General features: G+C 61.0%; 12 protein-coding genes. 4 read left to right on the forward strand and 8 right to left on the reverse strand.

The window, feature by feature from the left end; all coding sequences use genetic code 11:
* Window positions 1–153 precede the first annotated feature (153 nt).
* On the forward strand, window positions 154–849 hold the full coding sequence (aqpZ, locus tag KGB25_RS23040; protein WP_008029032.1) for an aquaporin Z: 696 nt from the start codon (window positions 154–156) through the stop codon (window positions 847–849).
* 15 nt (window positions 850–864) lie between these two features.
* Here the strand turns inward: aqpZ and KGB25_RS23045 are convergent, their stop codons facing one another.
* Window positions 865–1,989, reverse strand: a complete 1,125-nt coding sequence (locus KGB25_RS23045) for a GNAT family N-acetyltransferase (RefSeq protein WP_008043467.1) — start codon at window positions 1,987–1,989, stop codon at window positions 865–867.
* A 284-nt stretch (window positions 1,990–2,273) separates the two neighbouring features.
* Between KGB25_RS23045 and KGB25_RS23050 the strand changes: the two genes are divergently transcribed.
* Window positions 2,274–3,590, forward strand: a complete 1,317-nt coding sequence (locus KGB25_RS23050; protein WP_008029035.1) for a putative porin — start codon at window positions 2,274–2,276, stop codon at window positions 3,588–3,590.
* Window positions 3,591–3,751: 161 nt separating this feature from the next.
* On the opposite strand, the gene KGB25_RS23055 is transcribed toward KGB25_RS23050, so the two are convergent.
* The 3 genes from KGB25_RS23055 to aceK form a co-directional block, all read right to left on the reverse strand.
* Window positions 3,752–4,873 carry a beta-ketoacyl-ACP synthase III gene (locus KGB25_RS23055; protein ID WP_008043468.1) on the reverse strand — a complete coding sequence of 374 codons (1,122 nt, stop codon included), beginning with the start codon at window positions 4,871–4,873 and terminating at the stop codon, window positions 3,752–3,754.
* Between the two features lie 323 nt (window positions 4,874–5,196).
* Entirely contained in the window at window positions 5,197–9,108 is a 3,912-nt protein-coding gene (gene hrpA, locus KGB25_RS23060) for an ATP-dependent RNA helicase HrpA (protein ID WP_008043469.1), read from the reverse strand.
* 187 nt (window positions 9,109–9,295) lie between these two features.
* On the reverse strand, window positions 9,296–11,014 hold the full coding sequence (gene aceK, locus KGB25_RS23065; RefSeq protein ID WP_008029042.1) for a bifunctional isocitrate dehydrogenase kinase/phosphatase: 1,719 nt from the start codon (window positions 11,012–11,014) through the stop codon (window positions 9,296–9,298).
* A gap of 426 nt (window positions 11,015–11,440) precedes the next feature.
* On the opposite strand from aceK, the gene KGB25_RS23070 reads away from it, so the two are divergent.
* Together KGB25_RS23070 and KGB25_RS23075 are read left to right on the forward strand one after the other, a co-directional pair.
* The gene (locus KGB25_RS23070) at window positions 11,441–13,051 is read left to right on the forward strand and encodes a methyl-accepting chemotaxis protein (RefSeq protein WP_404943264.1); all 1,611 of its coding nucleotides are present in this window, start codon (window positions 11,441–11,443) and stop codon (window positions 13,049–13,051) included.
* Window positions 13,052–13,122: 71 nt separating this feature from the next.
* A complete protein-coding gene (locus KGB25_RS23075) occupies window positions 13,123–14,031 on the forward strand; it encodes a DMT family transporter (RefSeq protein ID WP_192419516.1) in 909 nt (302 codons plus the stop codon).
* A 106-nt stretch (window positions 14,032–14,137) separates the two neighbouring features.
* On the opposite strand, the gene KGB25_RS23080 is transcribed toward KGB25_RS23075, so the two are convergent.
* The 4 genes from KGB25_RS23080 to KGB25_RS23095 all read right to left on the reverse strand — a co-directional run bounded on the left by KGB25_RS23080 (window position 14,138) and on the right by KGB25_RS23095 (window position 19,436).
* The gene (locus KGB25_RS23080; RefSeq protein ID WP_223436816.1) at window positions 14,138–15,718 is read right to left on the reverse strand and encodes an aldehyde dehydrogenase (NADP(+)); all 1,581 of its coding nucleotides are present in this window, start codon (window positions 15,716–15,718) and stop codon (window positions 14,138–14,140) included.
* A gap of 134 nt (window positions 15,719–15,852) precedes the next feature.
* On the reverse strand, window positions 15,853–16,848 hold the full coding sequence (gene araD1, locus KGB25_RS23085; RefSeq protein WP_223436818.1) for an AraD1 family protein: 996 nt from the start codon (window positions 16,846–16,848) through the stop codon (window positions 15,853–15,855).
* Window positions 16,849–16,901: 53 nt separating this feature from the next.
* Window positions 16,902–18,077, reverse strand: a complete 1,176-nt coding sequence (locus KGB25_RS23090; RefSeq protein WP_008043480.1) for an L-rhamnonate dehydratase — start codon at window positions 18,075–18,077, stop codon at window positions 16,902–16,904.
* A gap of 33 nt (window positions 18,078–18,110) precedes the next feature.
* Window positions 18,111–19,436 (reverse strand): MFS transporter, encoded by a 1,326-nt coding sequence (locus KGB25_RS23095; RefSeq protein WP_008043481.1) that lies wholly within the window; start codon window positions 19,434–19,436, stop codon window positions 18,111–18,113.
* Window positions 19,437–19,644 lie beyond the last annotated feature (208 nt).

Below are 19,644 nucleotides of genomic sequence, written 5' to 3' on the forward strand. Positions count from 1 at the left end.
CCATAACCCCCAGCCCCCAACAGCTCTAAGCCCACTGGAATTCCAGAAAAACCCTGCTGTACTCAGCCAAGGTTCTGGAGATGAGCCTGTCGTAAATCTGCAGGATGCATAACTCGATACAGTCTCGATAGGAAACCTATCAAGGACACTCTCATGTCTCTGTTCAAACGTTCAGTCACTGAGTTGTTAGGTACGTTCTGGCTGGTGTTGGGGGGTTGCGGCAGTGCGGTTCTGGCCGCGTCTTCTCCGCTTGGAATCGGAGTGCTCGGTGTGGCCATCGCGTTTGGTCTCACCGTACTGACCATGGCCTTCGCCATCGGCCACATCTCCGGTTGTCATCTCAACCCCGCCGTATCGGTCGGTTTGTCAGTCGGTGGCCGATTCCCCGCCAAGGAACTGCCCGCCTACATCATCGCCCAGGTCATCGGCGGGATCATCGCCGCCGCGTTGATCTACTACATCGCCAGCGGCAAGGAAGGCTTCGACCTCTCCGCCGGCCTGGCCTCCAACGGCTACGGCGAACACTCCCCCGGCAAATACTCGATGGCCGCAGGCTTTGTCTGTGAGCTGGTGATGACCGCGATGTTTGTGCTGATCATCCTCGGCGCCACCGACAAACGTGCGCCGGCCGGGCTGGCACCGATCGCCATCGGCCTGGCCCTGACACTGATCCACCTGATCTCCATTCCCATCACCAACACCTCGGTCAACCCGGCCCGCAGTACCGGCCCGGCCCTGATTGTCGGCGGCTGGGCGATCGCGCAACTGTGGATGTTCTGGGTCGCGCCGCTGCTGGGTGCGGTGGTCGGTGGTGTGACGTATCGGTGGCTGGGCAAGGAAGGCACTTGACCCCATGGAAGAGGATCAGTCCTGTCGGTAAGGCAAGGCGGTCCTCGCTTCCTCGGCATAGGCCAGGACGCCGAGACGCTCCTGATGAAGGAAGTCTTTGACGGCGGCTTTCAAGCCGGGATGGCGCAAGTAGTGCCAGGAATGGGTGATCACTGGTTCAAACCCGCGAATCAGTTTGTGCTCACCCTGAGCACCGGCATCGAAACGCTGAAAACCGTTGGCAATTGCGTAGTCCATCCCTTGATAGAAACACGTCTCGAAATGCAGACGATCGAACTCCGCCAGACAACCCCAGTAACGCCCATAAAAACTGTCGCCGCCCACCAGGCTGAAGGCCATGGCCACCGGCCGTGAGCCCTGTTTGGCCAGGACCACGCGAATCGATTCCGGCATGCGCTCGGCCAACAGACTGAAAAATTCCCGCGTCAGATAGGGCCGTTGCCGGCGCACCGCGTAGGTGTTGGCGTAACAGGCGTAAACGAAATCCCACTGCGCCTGATCCAGTTGCTTGCCTTCCAGCCACTCGAAATCAAACCCCTGCCCCGCCACTTGCTCGCGCTCTTTGCGCATCTGCTTGCGCTTGCGCGAACTGAGGACGTCGAGGAAGTCCTGAAAATCCCGATAGCCGCGATTTTGCCAGTGGTACTGACAGCCGATGCGCTGCAGCCAGCCGGGTTGTTCGGCCAGCGCCGCGTCGGTGAACGGATCGGTGAAATTGATGTGCGCACTGGAGAGTTCTTCGATCTCGAGGTAGCCCGGCAAACTCTTCAGCAGTTCGAAACCGTCCTCGACCGAGGCCGCCAGCAAGCGCGGTCCGCTGACCGGGCTGAACGGCACGGCGGTCAACAGTTTGGGGTAATAGTCGATGCCGGCACGCTCGCAGGCATCGGCCCAGGCGTGATCGAACACGTACTCGCCATAGGAATGCCATTTGCGGTAACTGGGCAGCGCGGCGATCAACCGGTCCCCGTCCATGTGCAACAAATGCTCGGGCTGCCAACCGGAATGCGGACCGACGCTGCCGCTGTCCTCCAGTGAACTGAGAAAGGCATGGCGCAGAAACGGCTGGGTTTGCGGCACCAGGGCATCCCAGGTGTGCGGGGCTATTTCGGACAGACGTTCCAGGCGTTGCAGCGGCATCACTTCCCTCTCCACTTCTTGGCGTAAAAGCCTCGCGAGTATCGCCTATCGAGGCGCAATCCACACTCGTGATCCGCCGACAGGGCCCGGAATAGAAAGTTCCTTCGCACTTTGTATCGTCATCGAGCCGCCATCACTTTGCCACTGCCTTGTCATAAACCATCGCGATACTGGCGCCAGTTTTTAGAGCGTCGGGTTCTTAGCCCGATCACTGTTTTCCGTCCGACATCGGTCGGTTGTGCCCTGGATGGCTAAGTCATCCCCTCTCATCTTCGGAGATTGATATGCGTCTTGCTTCCACGAAAACTGCGGCGGCCCTGTGTGGCGGCCTGCTGCTGGCCATGAGTGTTCCGGCCAGCGCCGCAGTCGACGCCAAACTGCTCGACATGCTGAAGGCTAACGGTTCGATTACCAACGCGCAGTACAGCGAGTTGCAAGCCGAACTGGCCAGGGATCAGAAGGATCAGCAAATCGCCCGTCAGGCTCAGCAAGAGACTAACGAGCAGATCGCGGCCACCGCGAAGAAAACCGAAGCACTGAGCACCTTCGACCAGAAACTGGCGTGGGCAGCCAAGACCCAGTTCAAGGGTGACGTGCGTTTCCGCCAGGAAACAGTCAAGAACGACGGCGTTTCCAACACCGGCGACCAGGATCGTCAACGTATTCGCGTCCGCCTGGGTGCCTACACTGCAATCAACCCGCAAGTGGACACCGGCATCCGTATTGCCACTGGCAGCGACAACGACTCTCGTTCCACCAACCAGAGCCTGGATGGCAACTTCACCAAGAAGGATATCTGGCTGGACCAGGGTTACGTCGACTACCACCCTGACGCCATCAAGAATCTGCACTTGATCGGCGGCAAGATGGCGCAACCATGGGTGAGCATGGGCGACATCATCTGGGATAGCGACATCAACCCGGAAGGTCTGGCAGTGACTTACAAATACCCGCTGGGCGGCAGCACCGAGCTGTTCGGTAGCGCCGGCCACTTCACCCTCAAGGACAACGTCGACGGCGAAGGCAAGCAGTTCCGCCACGACCTGCGTCTGTACTCAGGCCAGTTGGGCGCGCGTTTCGCGATCACTGACAACCTGAAAATGACCTTGGGTGGCAGTCTCTACGCTTACGACAACGACAACGACATCAACAATACCTGTGCGGCGAACACCTGCCGACTGGCCATTAACGGCAACACGGCGAACGAACAGTTCAAACTGTACGAAGGCTTTGGTCAACTCGACATCGGCGGCCTGCCAATGCCACTGTCGATCTACGGTCAAGTCGTCAACAACGACGATGCCAGCAACGATCAGGACATGGGCTGGTTGGCCGGTGTCAAGACCAACGTCTTCGGCTTCGGCGTGGACTACAACTATCGTGACGTACAGCGTAACGCCGTGGTCGGCGCCTTCACCGACTCTGACTTCGCCAACGGTTTCACCGGTTCGCGCGGCAGCAAGTTGAAAGTGAGCTACGAGATCGACAAGAACTTCGCCCTCGGCGCGACGTACTTCATGGCTGATTCCGACTACACCAACGCCACCCTGCGTGACTCGAAAATCAACACCTTGCAGCTGGATGCCGAAGCCAAGTTCTGATCCCTGCTACACGGTTCGGGCAAGGACGCCCAAACTGCTTTTACAAACTCGCGCTGCTGTATCGGTCCCCATCATCCGTCCGATACCGCAGCGCGAGTTTTTTTATGCAAAAAAAGATCGCAGCCTTCGCAGGCCGCGATCTTTTCATTTACCGCGACAACTCAACGCTTGCGCAGAATCACGCTACCAATCGAATAACCGGCGCCGAACGAGCTGAGCACCGCCAGCGAACCCGCCGCCAGATCATCCTGGTTCTTGTGAAACGCAATCACCGAGCCCGCAGAGCTGGTGTTGGCGTAGGTGTCGAGAATCACCGGGGCTTCTGCTTCGGTGGCTTCGCGGCCCAGCAGTTTCCTCACGATCAAGTGGTTCATGCTGAGGTTGGCCTGGTGCAGCCAGAAGCGCTTCACGTCGCCGACGTTGAGCTGGTTCTCTTCCAGATGCGCACCGATCAGCTCGGCCACCATCGGGCAGACTTCCTTGAACACCTTGCGGCCTTCCTGCACGAACAGCTTGTCTTTGGCACCAATGCCCTCTTCTGCCGCGCGGTTGAGGAAGCCGAAGTTGTTGCGGATGTTGTTGGAGAACTTGGTCAGCAGCTTGGTGCTGACCACGTCGAACTGGTACTTGGACGTCGCCAGGTCCGCTCGCTCGATGATCACTGCAGTGGCCGCGTCGCCGAAGATGAAGTGGCTGTCGCGGTCACGGAAGTTCAGGTGACCGGTGCAGACTTCCGGGTTGACCATCAGCACTGCCCGAGCCTGGCCCAGTTGCACGCTGTTGGCCGCCGCTTGAATGCCGAAGGTCGCCGAAGAGCAGGCCACGTTCATGTCGAAACCGAAACCCTGGATGCCCAGCGCTTCCTGGACTTCGATGGCGATGGCCGGGTAGGCGCGTTGCAGGTTGGAGCAAGCGACAATCACGCCGTCGATGTCGGCGGCAGTCTTGCCGGCACGCTGCAAGGCTTGCTCGGCGGCGCCGATGGCCATCTGGCAGAGGACCGACCACTCGTCGTTCGAGCGCTCCGGCAGGCGTGGCGTCATGCGTTGCGGGTCGAGAATGCCGTCCTTGTCCATGACAAAGCGGCTTTTGATACCGGAGGCTTTTTCGATAAACGCGGCGCTGGATTCGGTCAATGCCTCGACTTCGCCACGGGCGATGGCGTCGGCGTTGTCGGCGTTGAACTGCGCGACGTAAGCGTTGAAAGACTGCACCAGCTCTTCGTTGGAAATGCTGTTGGCCGGGGTGTACAGGCCGGTGCCGCTGATGACGACGTTATGCATGGTCGTTTCTCTAATCTGTTCAGGCAGAAAGCATTGGCACCGACGTACCAATACATAAAGGGTCTGTTCCCGTCACAGGAAGCAAACCTGGCATCGCTTTATTCCGAACCGCCCGAACCTGTGGAGGCTCAAAACCGCGGGGCCGGCGTTTATAGGCGCGAAGTTTGCCATAAACGTTGGGGTTTGACCCTATTTGCGAGCCGATCGGCCTTACGATTCTGGAATTGACGGATGGGGTATGACGAACCTGTAGGAGCCAGCTTGCTGGCGATGGCGTCTTTGAAATCGCCATCGCCGGCAAGCCGGCTCCTACAAGGGTCGTGCTATGGCTCCACTTGGGTCCATTGCTTGTTCAGGCGTTTGTCGGAGATCGGCACCTTGGTCCCCAACTGCTGGGCGAACAGCGAAACCCGGTACTCCTCCAGCCACCAGCGATACAGCTCCAGCTGCGGATCACGCTTGCCTTCCTGGGCATGTTTGCTGGCGCGAGTCTGGTATTGAGTCCAGAGGCCGGACAACTCACCGCTCCAGACCCGATCCTTCTGCACCTGCGCAGCCAGTTTCTCGAAGCGCTGCTCGATTGCTTTCAGGTAACGCGGCAGCTCCTTGAGCCACTGCATCGGCGTTTCGCGGACGAAACCCGGATACACCAGATGACTGAGCTGCTGCTTGATGTCATTCAACGCCACGGCCTGCGCCAGATCGATCTTGCCCTTGAAGCGTTTTTGCAGGCCGTGCCAGAGCTTGAGAATTTCCAGGGTCAGCTTCGCCAGACGCTCGGCATGCTCGGTCCAGCCGCCGCGTTTGCGTTCGGCCAGCGCCGCCAATCCGGCGCCATCACGCGGCAACGGGTCTTCGCCGTCGAGGATGCAGCTGTCGAGACTGGCCAGCAGAATGTCTTCCACCAGACTGTCGACGCGGCCCATGTCGCGGTACATCAGGCCCAGCTCGGTCAGGCCCGGCAACTTGCCGCGCAGGAACTTCGCCGGTTCTGCCAGTTGTTGCATCAGCAGGCGCTGCAACGCGCGGCGATGCTGGAACTCGGCTTCGGCCGGCGTCGAGAACCGCCCTTCCTTGACCGTGCCGGCCTCTTCGACGAGCGCCGGATACACCGTCATCGACAACCCGGCTATCTTCTGTTGGGTCTTTTCCGCCACGGCGGCGAAGACTTTCGCCTCCACCGGTTGCTGACTTTTTGCCGTTTGCGGGACGGCCAATGCCGCCTGGCTGGCTTCAGCGAATCGCGCGGTGAGCTCCGCCAGATCTCGTCCTTCGCCGAGGAACTTGCCCTGGCCATCGACGATTTCCAGGTTCATCCGCAGGTGATTTTCGACCTGCTGCGCCGCTTCGGCCCACGCCTCATCGCTGACCCGCGCACCGGTCATGCGCAGCAACTCGCGACCCAATGCCTGAGGCAACGAGCCCTCGGCAAAGGTCATGCGCTGCAACGCGGCTTTGACGAAGTCCGGCACCGGCACGAAATTCTTGCGCAACGCCTTGGGCAGGTTGCGCACCAAGGCAATGCACTTGGCCTCGATCACGCCGGGCACCAGCCACTCCAGACGTTCCGGCGGCAGCATCGGCAACAGCGGCGCCGGCACGCGCAGGGTCACGCCGTCACGCGGGTGGTTCGGTTCGAAATGGTAACTGAGTGCCAGTTCCAGATCGCCGATGTGCAAGGTGTCCGGGTAATGCAGCGCGGTGACTTCACTGGCCTCACGGGCCAACACGTCTTCTTCGCGCATGATCAGCAGTTGCGGGTCTTTCTGGCTGTTAATCCGGTACCAGCTGTCGAAGGTCGCGGTCTGGTGAATCTCCGCCGGCAGTCGCGCATCGTAGAAGGCGAACAGGGTTTCTTCGTCGGCCAGAATGTCGCGACGGCGAGCCTTCGCTTCCAGCTCGTCGAGTTGTTCCAGCAGTTGCTGGTTGGCGGTCAGGCACTTGGCTTTGGACTGAATCTCGCCGCGCACCAGGCCTTCGCGAATGAAAAACTCACGGGACACTACCGGATCGATCGGCCCGTAATGCACCGGCCGGCGACCGACCACGATCAGCCCGAACAAGGTGATCTGTTCGAACGCCACGACCTGCCCGCGCTTCTTCTCCCAATGGGGTTCGAAGTGGTTTTTCTTGATCAGGTGCCCGGCGAGCGGCTCGATCCAGTCGGCATCGATCTTCGCGACCATGCGCGCGTAGAGCTTGGTGGTTTCCACCAGTTCGGCGGTCATCAGCCATTGCGGGCGCTTTTTGCCAAGGCCCGATGATGGGTGAATCCAGAAGCGCCGCTGCCGGGCACCGAGGTAATCGCCTTCATCGGTTTTCTGCCCGATCTGGCTGAGCAGGCCCGAGAGCACGGCTTTGTGCAGCTTGGGGTAATCCGCCGGCTCTTTGTTCAGGCTCAACTGCATGTCGCGGCAGATCAAACTCAACTGACGGTGCGAGTCGCGCCACTCGCGCAACCGCAGGTAGTTGAGGAAATTCTTGCGGCACCAGTTACGCAGCGGACTGGCCGTCAGCGCCTGGCGTTGCTCTTCAAAACCACGCCACAGATTGACCAGCCCGGCGAAGTCCGAGTCCACGTCTTTCCATTGTGCATGCGCCTGATCCGCCGCTTGCTGGCGTTCCGGCGGACGCTCGCGCGGGTCTTGAATCGACATCGCGCTGGCGACGATCAGCACTTCCTGCAAGCTGCCGAGTTTCGCCGCTTCGAGCAGCATGCGGCCCATGCGCGGGTCCACCGGCAGGCGCGCCAATTGGCGACCTAGCGGGGTCAACTGGCTGTTGCGGTCCACCGCCGACAACTCTTGCAGCAGGTTGAAACCGTCGCTGATGGCCTTGCCATCGGGTGGCTCGATAAACGGGAAATCGGTGATCTCGCCGAGGCGCAGATGCAGCATCTGCAAAATCACCGCCGCGAGGTTGGTCCGCAGGATTTCCGGGTCGGTAAATTCCGGGCGGCCAATGAAGTCTTCTTCGCTGAACAGCCGTACGCAAATGCCTGGCTCAACCCGACCGCATCGACCTTTACGCTGGTTGGCGCTGGCCTGGGAAATCGCTTCGATGGGCAGGCGCTGGACCTTGGCGCGGTAGCTGTAACGGCTGATGCGCGCGGTGCCGCTGTCGATCACGTAACGAATGCCCGGCACGGTCAGCGACGTTTCGGCGACGTTGGTCGCCAGCACCACGCGACGCCCGGGGTGCGACTGGAAAATTCGCTGCTGTTCGGCCGGCGAAAGCCGCGCGTACAACGGCAGGATTTCAGTGTGTTTGAGTTGCGCCTTGCGCAGCATGTCGGCGGCGTCGCGAATCTCGCGCTCGCCGGGCAAGAACACCAGCACATCGCCGGGGCTCTTGCGCTCGCTGCGTTCGAACGCGGCGATTTCGTCGAGGGTGGCGAGGATCGCCTGATCCACGGTCAGGTCATCCTCGACGCGGTTGCCCTCTTCGTCCTGTTCCAGGGTCAGCGGGCGATACCAGGTTTCCACCGGGAAGGTGCGGCCGGAGACCTCAACGATGGGCGCATCGTCGAAGTGCTTGGAGAAACGCTCCAGGTCGATGGTCGCCGAGGTGATGATGACTTTCAGGTCCGGACGACGGGGCAGCAGGGTTTTCAGGTAACCGAGCAGGAAGTCGATGTTGAGGCTGCGTTCGTGGGCTTCGTCGACGATGATCGTGTCGTAGCGTTCGAGGTAGCGGTCGTTCTGGGTTTCCGCCAGCAGAATGCCGTCGGTCATCAGTTTGATCAGCGTATTGGAATCGCTCTGATCCTCGAACCGCACCTGATAGCCGACCAGCGCGCCCAATGGCGTCGCCAGTTCTTCGGCAACCCGGCTCGCCACACTGCGCGCCGCGATTCGACGCGGCTGGGTGTGGCCGATCAGGCCATGCTGGCCGCGACCGATTTCCAGGCAGATCTTCGGCAACTGGGTGGTTTTACCCGAGCCGGTTTCGCCGGCGATGATCAGCACCTGATGCTTGAGCAGCGCTTCCTTGATTTCATCGCGCTTGGCGGCGATGGGCAGGCTGTCGTCGTAACGAATCACCGGCAGGCTGGCGCGTCGCGCCAACACCTGATCACAGGACGCCTGCATGCGCGCCACCCACTGGGCCAGCTTGGCTTCGTCAGGCTTTTTGCGCAGCTCAAGCAACTGCCGACGCAGCCGGTGGCGGTCGGCGAGCATGGCGTGATCGAGGTTTTTCAGCAGTTTGTCGAGTGAAGGCGATTCGTCAGTCATCAGGTACGCAATAAGTCGTCTAGTGGCGCAGGGGGCGGATTGTCGCAGATTTTACGGCCGCTGCGCGGCCGAATCGCGAGCAGGCTCGCTCCCACACTGGATCTGATGCGACCACAAAATCGGGGCACCGCGGTCAAATGTGGGAGCGAGCCTGCTCGCGATTCGATTGCACAGCAATCGCAGAGAACTACTCGGTATCCATGCCCTTGCGCCGATACGGGAACACGTCGATCACCTTGCCCGCACGAATCGCCTCTTGCAGGCTTTTCCAGTAATCGGCGTTGTACAGCTCGCCGTGCAACTGATCGAACAAGCGCCGCTGCGCGGAATCGGCAAACAGAAACGGCGGAAACTCCTCGGGGAACACGTCCAGCGGCCCGATCGAATACCACGGCTCGGACGCCATTTCGTCTTCCGGCGTACGCGGTTGCGGGATGTGGCGGAAGTTGGCTTCGGTCAGGAAGCAGATCTCGTCGTAGTCATAAAACACCACACGACCGTGACGGGTGACGCCGAAGTTTTTCAGCAGCATGTCGCCGGGAAAAATGTTCGCCGCCGCCAGTTGCTTGATCGCCAGGCCGTAATCTTCCAGCGCGTCGTGCACCTGCGCCTCGTTGGCGTTTTCCAGGTACAGGTTCAACGGCGTCATCCGCCGCTCGGTCCAGCAGTGGCGGATCAATACGGTGTCGCCTTCCACCGACACGGTAGACGCCGCCACGTCCAGCAATTCTTCCAGACACGCCGGCTCGAACTTGCTCAACGGAAAACGGAAATCGGCGAACTCCTGGGTATCGGCCATGCGCCCGACGCGGTCGACGCTTTTCACCAGCCGGTATTTCTCGATCACCGTCGCGCGGTCGACGTTTTTCGACGGTGAGAAACGGTCCTTGATGATTTTGAACACGGTGTTGAAACCCGGCAGCGTGAACACGCTCATCACCATGCCGCGCACGCCGGGGGCCATGATGAACTGGTCGTCGGTGCTGGCCAGGTGGTTGATCAGCGCCCGGTAGAACTCCGACTTGCCGTGCTTGTAGAAACCGATCGAGGTGTACAGCTCGGCGATGTGTTTGCCCGGCAAGATCCGCCGCAGGAAACCGATGAACTCCGCCGGCACCGGCACATCGACCATGAAGTAGGAACGGGTGAACGAGAAGATGATCGACACGTCGGCTTCGTCGGTGATCAACGCATCGATCTGGATGCCACGGCCCTCAAGGTGCAGCAGCGGAATCGCCAGCGGCCATTGCTCATCGGTGGTGTAGATGCGCCCCACCAGGTAAGCGCCCTTGTTGCGGTACAACACCGAGGAAAACAGCTCGACGCTCAGCTCGGGATCCTTGCACACCCAGTCCGGCAGGTTCTCGCGCAGCTGTGCTTCGAGGCGACGCAGATCGCCCGCGAGGTCGGCGTAATCCTCGCTGAAACGGTAGTCGGCAAAAATGCTCGCCAACATGCCTGACAACTGCCCCTGAGGTTTGTAGGTGCGGGTTTGCGCGGCGCGCGCCCGGCGCAGGCTTGGCCGGGTGGTGTGGATGAACATGCAGCCATCGCTGATCAGGTCGTGGCTGAACAGCCCGCAGAAGATCGAGTTGTACCAGGTCTCGGACAGTTCATCGTCGAAGCGCAGGTCGATCAGGCTGATGTAGGCGCTTTTGACCAGTGGCCAGCAGCTGACATCCAGCGTGTCGGCGTCGAACGCGATGCGCAGCCGGTCCACCGTTTCGCTGACTTTATCTTCGTAGAGGTTGATCCGCGCCGCCGAGGCGATTTGCGTTTCCTGCCATTGGGCTTGCTCGAAACGCGCCCGGGCGCCGTCGGTGATCTGCCGGAAATGCTCGCGGTAATCGTCAAAGCCATCGAGGATCATTCGGGCGATGTCGGCGGCTGGCCATTGCTGCGGCATGGTGAGACCTCTACGGGAATTCGGAAGGCCTGAGCTTAGCCAGTGAACCGGGTGCAGGAGAAGCCTAATTTCGGTCCGAAAACGAATGAATCGCTCATGGGCGCAGTTTTTTCAGACTTTTTTTAATCGACCGTTCGGTCAGTAAACGACCTCAAAAGTCACTCTCCATCCACTTAATCGATTCATCTACAACCCTCTGATTATCAGGCGTACGGATCCAATCCACGGTCAGGCAAATGTCAGCCGCCAGGTTTTCTGCTTTTTCCTGAAAGCCTGCCCGCCTGAAAAGTGCTCTCGAACTGGTCTTACCAAGATAATGGCACTTTGATATACACCCCGCGTTCACCCGCCTAAAAACAAGATCCTCGGCCCACGAGGACTACCTCTCAAAATGCCCAAGGAGCACATAAGATGCCTATAAGGAACATGCGCATAGGTTTGCGCGCGAGCTTGAGTTTTGCTGTGCTGGCCAGCCTGCTGGTGCTGGTCGGGATGTTCGGCCTGGGCCAGATGGCGACCCTGCGCGAGAGTGCATCGGTCATCGAGGAATCGTGGATGCCGAGCATCGAGAGCATCCATGACAGCGCGTCCAACATCGCCACCATCCGCCTGGAATCGTTGCGGTTGATCGCCAACAACCAGAGCGCTGTGCGGGAAAGGAGCAAAGGCATCCTCAACGCGCAACGCCAGGAATTGCAAAAGCGCCTCAACGACCACAAGACGCTGCTGTCCAGCGACCAGGAACGGGCCATGCTCGACAGCCTGAATGCCGCCGTCGCGAAGTACCTGGCCATCCTCGACCAGATCCTCGCGCAGATCGATGCCGGCCAGGATGAGCAGGCCTACGCCCGCCTCAACAGTGAACTGGCCCCGCAGGGCATCGTGCTGGATAAATCCCTGGAATCGATGATCAGTTTCAATCAGCAAGGCGCCGATACCGCAGCGGACGCCGCCGCGTTGATGTACCAGCGTGCGCAATGGATCGTCGGCACGATCATCGTGATTGCGCTGCTTGCCACGCTGCTGTTGGCCTGGTTGCTGACGCGCAGCATCACCACGCCGATCAATCAGGCGCTGCAGGTCGCACGCCGGATTGCCGCGGGCGACCTCAGCGGACAGATTGCCAGCCACGGCAAGGACGAAGCCGCGCAATTGCTCAATGCCCTCGCCGACATGCAAGGCAACCTGCGCACGACCATTCGCGGCATCAGCGACTCGGCGCGCCAACTGGCGTCGGCAGCCGAGGAAATGAGTTCGGTGATGGAGGAAAGCACTCGCGGCCTGCAGCAGCAGAACGACCAGATCGAGATGGCCGCCACCGCCGTCACCGAGATGAGCACTGCGGTGGACGAGGTCGCCGCGAATGCCGTGTCCAGCGCCGAAGCCTCTCAGGCGTCGAACGAGGACAGCAAGCACGGCCACGTGCAGGTCACTGAAACCATCACCGCGATTCAGGGGCTGGTCAGCGAAGTGCTCGGCGCCTCGGAACGGGCCGAGGGCCTGGCGGTTCAGGCGCAGGACATCAGCAAAGTGCTGGAAGTGATTCGCGGCATCGCCGGGCAGACCAACCTGTTGGCGCTCAATGCGGCCATCGAAGCCGCACGCGCCGGTGAAGCCGGGCGCGGGTTTGCCGTGGTGGCCGATGAAGTGCGCTCGCTGGCGCAACGCACCCAGAACTCCACCGAAGAAATCGAGCTGATGATCAACAACATCCAGCACGGCACCGGGGCCACGGTCAGCGCGCTGCAAAGCAGTGCCGAACACGCCAGCCAGACCTTGCGCCGGGCCAACAGTGCCGGTAGCGCCCTGGAGAAAATCACCGCATCGATCTCGCAGATCAACGAACGCAACCTGGTCATCGCCAGCGCCGCCGAACAGCAAGCGCTGGTGGCCCGGGAAGTCGATCAGAACCTGGTGACCATACGCGATCTCTCGACCCAGACCGCCGCCGGCGCCACCCAGACTTCGGCCGCCAGTCAGGAACTGTCGCGACTGGCAATCGACCTCAACGGTCTGGTGACACGTTTCATAATTTGATGCCGGTTTTTCGGTTGCCATAGGCAAGGCTCTCGGCAACACTCTCGTCCCCATCAAGGAAGGAGTGCACCGTGAGCCCTGTCGATATCGTTCGTTTACTGTCGCTGGCGGCCATCTGGGGCGCGAGTTTCCTGTTCATGCGCATCATCGCCCCAGTGATTGGCAGCATCCCCACGGCGTTTTTCCGCGTGTCGATTGCGGCGGTCGGGTTGCTGATGATTGTCGGGTTGATGCGCATCAGCTGGGATTTCAAGGGCAAGCTCAAAACCGTGATGCTGCTCGGGGTGATCAACTCCGGGATACCAGCGACCCTCTATTCAGTGGCAGCCCAGGTGCTGCCCGCCGGTTACTCGGCAATCTTCAACGCCACCACGCCACTGATGGGCGTGTTGATCGGCGGCCTGTTCTTCAGTGAACGGCTCACTGCGGCCAAGCTCGGTGGGGTGTTTCTAGGTTTGTTCGGTGTTGGCGTGCTGACCCGTGCCGGCCCGGTGGCCTTCGACCTGCAGCTGCTGATGGGCGCCCTCGCCTGCCTGCTCGCCACCACCTGTTACGGTTTTGCCGGGTTCCTCGCCCGCCGCTGGCTCGATCAGGCCGGCGGGCTCGACAGTCGTCTTTCGGCACTGGGCAGCATGCTCGGGGCGACCTTGTTCCTGCTGCCGCTGTTCGGCTACAGCGTGATCAGCCAGCCACCGGCGAGCTGGGGCGGCTGGAGCGTGTGGCTGTCGTTGCTGGGGCTGGGCCTGGGGTGCACGGCGTTTGCGTACATTATTTACTTCCGTCTGCTCAGCTCGATCGGGCCTTTGAAATCGATGACAACGACGTTCCTGATTCCGCCGTTCGGGGTGTTGTGGGGGGCGTTGCTGCTGGATGAGCCGTTGTCGATGGCGCACGTGTATGGCGGGGTGTTGATTGCGGCGGCGTTGTGGTTGGTGTTGAAGCCTTCGGTGATGAAGAAGGTTGAGGTGGTGGCCCGGTAAATTTCTGGTGCTGCTGATGACGCCTTCGCGGGCAAGCCTCGCTCCTACGGGTTTTATGCAGGACCTGTAGGAGCGAGGCTTGCCCGCGAAGGCGATCGCCAGTCCACTACAAGGCCGACTGACTCACTTCACCATCCACCAACCGCCGAATCCCCAGCGGATTCGCGTTCTGCAACGCCTCGGGCAACAACGCATCCGGGTAATTCTGGAAGCACACCGGCCGCAGGAATCGATCAATCGCCAGCGTCCCCACCGACGTCCCGCGAGAATCCGACGTCGCCGGATACGGCCCGCCATGCACCATCGCCTCGCAGACTTCGACCCCGGTCGGATAGCCGTTGAGCAAGATCCGCCCGACTTTTTCCTGTAGCAATTGCGCCAGCCAGCGGTATTCCAGCAGCTCTTCGGCCTCGCCGATCAGCGTCGCCGTCAATTGCCCGCGCAGGCCGTGCAGCGCCGCCGAGAGCTGCGCCCGATCTTCGACTTCGATGACGATGGTGGTCGGCCCGAACACTTCCTCCTGAAGCAACTCATCGCCCTTGAGCAGCAGGCTGACATCGGCCTTGAACACCTGCGGTTGCGCCTGATTGCCCTGCTGCGGTTTGCCCGCCAGGTGCGTCAGCCCCGGATGTTCGTGCAATTCCCCAAGGCCTTGGCTGTAGCTGACCAGCGCGCCGGCATTGAGCATGGTTTGTGCCGGCTGCTCGTTCATGTTGGCGCAGAACTGTTGAAGGAAAGCGCTGAACTGTGGCGAACGCAAACCGATGACCAAACCCGGATTGGTGCAGAACTGCCCGCAACCCAAGGTCACCGAACCGGCCAGTTGCGCCGCGATCTGCTCGCCCCGCACGGCGAGGGCTTCGGGCAACAGGAACACCGGGTTGATGCTCGACATTTCGGCGAACACCGGGATCGGTTGCGGCCGGGTCGCGGCCATGTGGCTCAGGGCATTGCCGCCCTTGAGCGAACCGGTAAAGCCCACGGCCTGAATGGCCGGGTGCTTGACCAGCCACTCACCGACGCCACCGCCATAAATCATGTTGAACACACCCGCCGGCATGCCCGTGCGTTCGGCGGCGCGGATGATGGCGTCCGCGACCCGTTCGGCGGTCGCCATGTGTCCGCTGTGCGCCTTGAATACCACCGGGCAACCGGCGGCCAGTGCCGAAGCGGTATCGCCACCCGCCGTGGAAAAAGCGAGCGGAAAGTTGCTGGCGCCAAACACCGCCACCGGACCGATGGCAATCCGGTACTGACGCAGATCCGGACGTGGCAGCGGTTGGCGATCCGGCAATGCCCGATCAATCCGCGCACCGTAGAAATCACCGCGCCGCAGGACCTTGGCGAACAGGCGCATCTGGCCGCTGGTGCGCCCGCGTTCGCCCTGGATACGCCCGGCCGGCAGTGCCGTTTCCCGACAGACCGTGGCGACGAAATCATCGCCCAGCGCATCGATTTCATCGGCGATGGCGTCAAGAAACGCCGCACGTTTTTCCGCGCTCAGGTTGCGGTAGATCGGGTAAGCCGCAGCGGCGGCTTTGGCGGCGGCATCCACCTCGGCTTCAGTCGCCTGGAAGAAGGTGCCGGGCAGCGGTTCGCCGGTTGTGGCGTCGAGGCTTTGCAGTTGCAACGTGCCGTTGGCGCTGCGCTGTCCGCCGATGTAGTTGTGTCCAGAGAGCGTGGTCATAATTTATTCCTGATCGATTGGCACAGACCTGTAGGAGCCGGCTTGCCGGCGATTGGCCTTCAAGCCTTGCATCGATCTCTCGGACGCAATCGCCGGCAAGCCGGCTCCTACAAGGGCGGATGTTCCGCCGGCTTTTAGAGCGAACGCACGTGGCCGATGGCCAACGGCTGGGCGCTTTCGCCAATGCCGTTTTCCAACGGTGCGCCAAACGCGTCGAGGCTGATCTGGAAGCGATCCCCCGGCTGGGTTTTCACGCCGTCGGCAAACGACAGCGTCGCAGTGCCGAAGTAATGCACGTGGACATCGCCCGGACGCAAAAACTGCGCGTATTTGAAGTGATGGAATTCGAGGTTGGCGAGGCTGTGGCACATGTTGTCTTCGCCGCTGAGAAACTCTTTTTCCCAGAGGGTTTCGCCGTTGCGGATGATGCGGCTGGTGCCCGCCAGGTGTTTAGGCAATTCACCGACACGCAGCTCCGGACCATAGGCGCAGAAACGCAGTTTCGAGTGCGCGAGGTACAGGTAATTGCGGCGCTCCATGACATGGTCGGAGAACTCGTTACCCAGCGCATAACCGACGCGATACGGCAGACCGTCATCGCCAATCACATAGAGGCCGGTCAGCTCCGGTTCTTCCCCGGCATCTTCGGCAAACGGCGGCACCGGGAAATCCGCGCCGGGGCGCACGACGATGCTGCCGTCGCCCTTGTAGAACCATTCCGGCTGCGCGCCGACCTGTCCGGCTGCGGGTTTTCCACCTTCCAGGCCCCACTTGAAAATGCGCATGGTGTCGGTCATGCCGGCTTCAACGGCGCCATCCTGCTGGTGCATTTTGTCCCGCGCCGAGGCGCTGCCGAGGTGGGTCAGGCCGGTGCCGCTGATCAGGCAGTGCGCCGGGTCTTCGTGATCCAGCGGCGGCAGGACGTTACCCTGCTGCAACAGTTGCGCGTAATCCGGGCCAGGTTCAGTGCCGCGCAGGGAGACTTCTTCTTGCAGACTGCGTTGGGCGCGGATCGCCGCGAGAGCCAGTTCACGAGTGCTGCGGGTGCCTTTGAGCACTTGGACCTGCGAACCTTCGACGACGCCGACCTGACGCTCACCGGCAGTGTTTTCAAATTGAATCAGGCGCATGTCGGCCCTCCAGAAAGTCGTGAATGGCGCCGCTCACGAGCGGCGCCTCAAGGTCACTCGATGATGTTGAAGTCGCTCAGGTATTCATCGGAGATTTCCAGGCCCAGGCCCGGCTTGTTGTCGTCGAGCTGGATGTAGCCGTTGACCGGTTGCGGCTCGCCCTTGAACACGTAGTAGAAGAGTTCGTTGCCGACCTCGACGTCGAAGACCGGGAAGAACTCGGCCATTGGCGAGGCGGTGGTGGACATGGTCAGGTGATAGTTGTGCATCTGCCCGGCGTGCGGAATCACCGGCACCGACCAGGCTTCGGCCATGGCGTTGATCTTGCGCGCAGCGGTGATGCCGCCCACACGGTTGGTGTCGTACTGGATCACGTCGACGGCGCGGCGTTCCAGCAGGTCTTTGAAGCCGTAGGAGGTGAATTCGTGCTCGCCGCCGGAGATCGGCATGATCCCCATTTTTTTCAGCTCGATGTAGCCTTCGATGTCGTCGGCGATCACCGGCTCTTCGAGCCAGCGCGGTTCGAATTCGGCGAGTTTCGGCAACATGCGGCGTGCGTATTCCAGGGTCCAGCCCATGTAGCATTCGAGCATGATGTCGATGTCCGGGCCGGCCAGTTCACGCAGTGCGCGCACTTGTTCGATGTTTTTGCGCATGCCCGCCGGGCCATCTTTCGGGCCGTAGCCGAAACGCATTTTCAGCGCGGTGAAACCCTGGTTCAGATAGCCCTGTGCTTCTTCGAGGAACAGGTCGAGGTTGTCATTGGCGTAGAGCTTGGAGGCGTAGGTCCAGATCTTTTCCTTGGTGCGACCACCGAGCAACTTGAACACCGGTTTGTTGACCGCTTTGCCCATGATGTCCCAGATCGCGATGTCGATCGCCGAGATCGCCGCCATGCCGATGCCTTTACGGCCCCAGGCGTGGCTCTGGCGGTACATTTTCTGCCAGATGTATTCGTTGTCGAACGGGTCTTCACCAATCGCAATCGGCGCCAGGTAGGTGTCGATGATTTCCTTGGCAACGCGTGGCGCCAAGGCGCAGTTACCGATGCCGACAAGACCGGTGTCGGTCTCGACTTCTACCACCAGCCAGCCGTGGAAACGGAACGAACCCATGGCGTCGCCACGTTCGAACAGGATGTCGCTGGCGTTGGTGCAGAAGTGCGCTTGTGGTGGGACGACTTTGCCTTTCCACTCGAAAACGCGGGTACGGATTGCTTTGATTTTCATGAATTCAATTCCTTGCTAACGCTTGGGTAGTGATCAGCCAACCTGAGCCGGTGTGAGCTGCGAGGGTGATTTAGGGGTGTGGGTGCTGCGAAGTCGGGACAACAGGACGGCGCCGACAATGCCGACCAGGGCCAGGGCGAACATGCCGGCGCGGGGGTCGGCGAAGCTGGTTTCCATCACGGTTTTCAGGTTCGGCGCGACGAAGCCGCCGAGGTTGCCGATGGAGTTGATCAGGGCGATCCCGCCGGCTGCGGCGGCACCGCTGAGGTAGCTGGTGGGAATGGTCCAGAACAGTGGCTGCACCGAGACGAAACCGGCGGCGGCGAAGCAGAAGGCGATGACCACCGGAACCATGCTGGTGCCCAGCGCCGAGGCGGCGATGCCGAGGGCGGCCATGGTCAGCATGCACACGGCGAGGCGACGATGTTGCCCGGTGCGGTCGGCGTAGCGAGTGACGAGACGGGTCACGACCAGGGCGCAGATCCACGGAATCGCGGTGATCAGGCCGACGTTGAGTCCGACGTGGCCGTCAAGCAGCCCGGCGATGCGCGTCGGCAGGTAAAACACCACGCCGTACACGCTCATCTGAATGGTGAAATACGCCAGGCAGAATTGCAGCACCCGAGGGTTGCGCAGCGCACTGAGAAAACCATGGGGGCTGCTGTCTTTTTTCTTCGCGTCTTCTTCGCTGAGCGCGGTTTGCAGCGCCTGCTTTTCATCGACGCTCAACCACGTGGCATCGGCCGGGCGGTTGACCAGATAGAAGTACGCAGCGATGCCGACCACCGACGCCATCAACCCTTCGACGACGAACAACCATTGCCAGTTGGTCAGGCCGAACACGCCGTGGAAGTCCAGCAACCAGCCCGACAGCGGGCTGCCCAGCACCAGCGCCAGGGGCAAGCCGAAGTAGAACAGACCGAGCGCCTGGCCACGGCTTTGTGCCGGGAACCAGTAGGTGAGGTAAAGGATGATCCCCGGGAAGAAGCCGGCTTCGGCGACACCCAGCAGGAAGCGCAGGACGTAAAAGGTTTCGGCGTTGTGGGCGAACATCATTGCCGCCGACACCAGGCCCCAGGTGACCATGATCCGGCACAGCCAGACCTTCGCGCCGAGGCGGTGCAGCATGTAGTTGCTCGGCACTTCGAAGAACGCGTAGCCGATGAAGAAGATGCTCGCGCCGAACGCGAACGCGGCATCGCCCAAACCGGTGTCGGCCTGCAACGCGGCTTTGGCGAAGCCGACGTTGGAGCGATCGATGAAGGCGAGGATGTACATCAGGATCAGAAACGGCAGCAGACGCAGCCGGCTTTTGGAGATGGCACTGGACAGAGCCAGGGCGAAATCTGGACGAGTCATGTGAAGGTTCCTTTGCTGCCGGTATATGCCTTGCGGAAGTGACAAGGCGGGCTTTTTGTAGTTGTTGAATCGTGCGATCGAGGCAGCTCGGGTGGCCGGCTCTGGTCATTCGATGGAGCGACTTTAGCCAGCGCACAGGGCGGCGGATAATCACTTATGCACATCCATCGATAACCTGGGGTGATAGGTAAGTGCGGTTATTGCCTAG

The sequence above is a fragment of the Pseudomonas sp. BF-RE-21 genome, assembly GCF_019947305.1.
GTDB classification, from domain to species: Bacteria; Pseudomonadota; Gammaproteobacteria; order Pseudomonadales; family Pseudomonadaceae; genus Aquipseudomonas; species Aquipseudomonas migulae.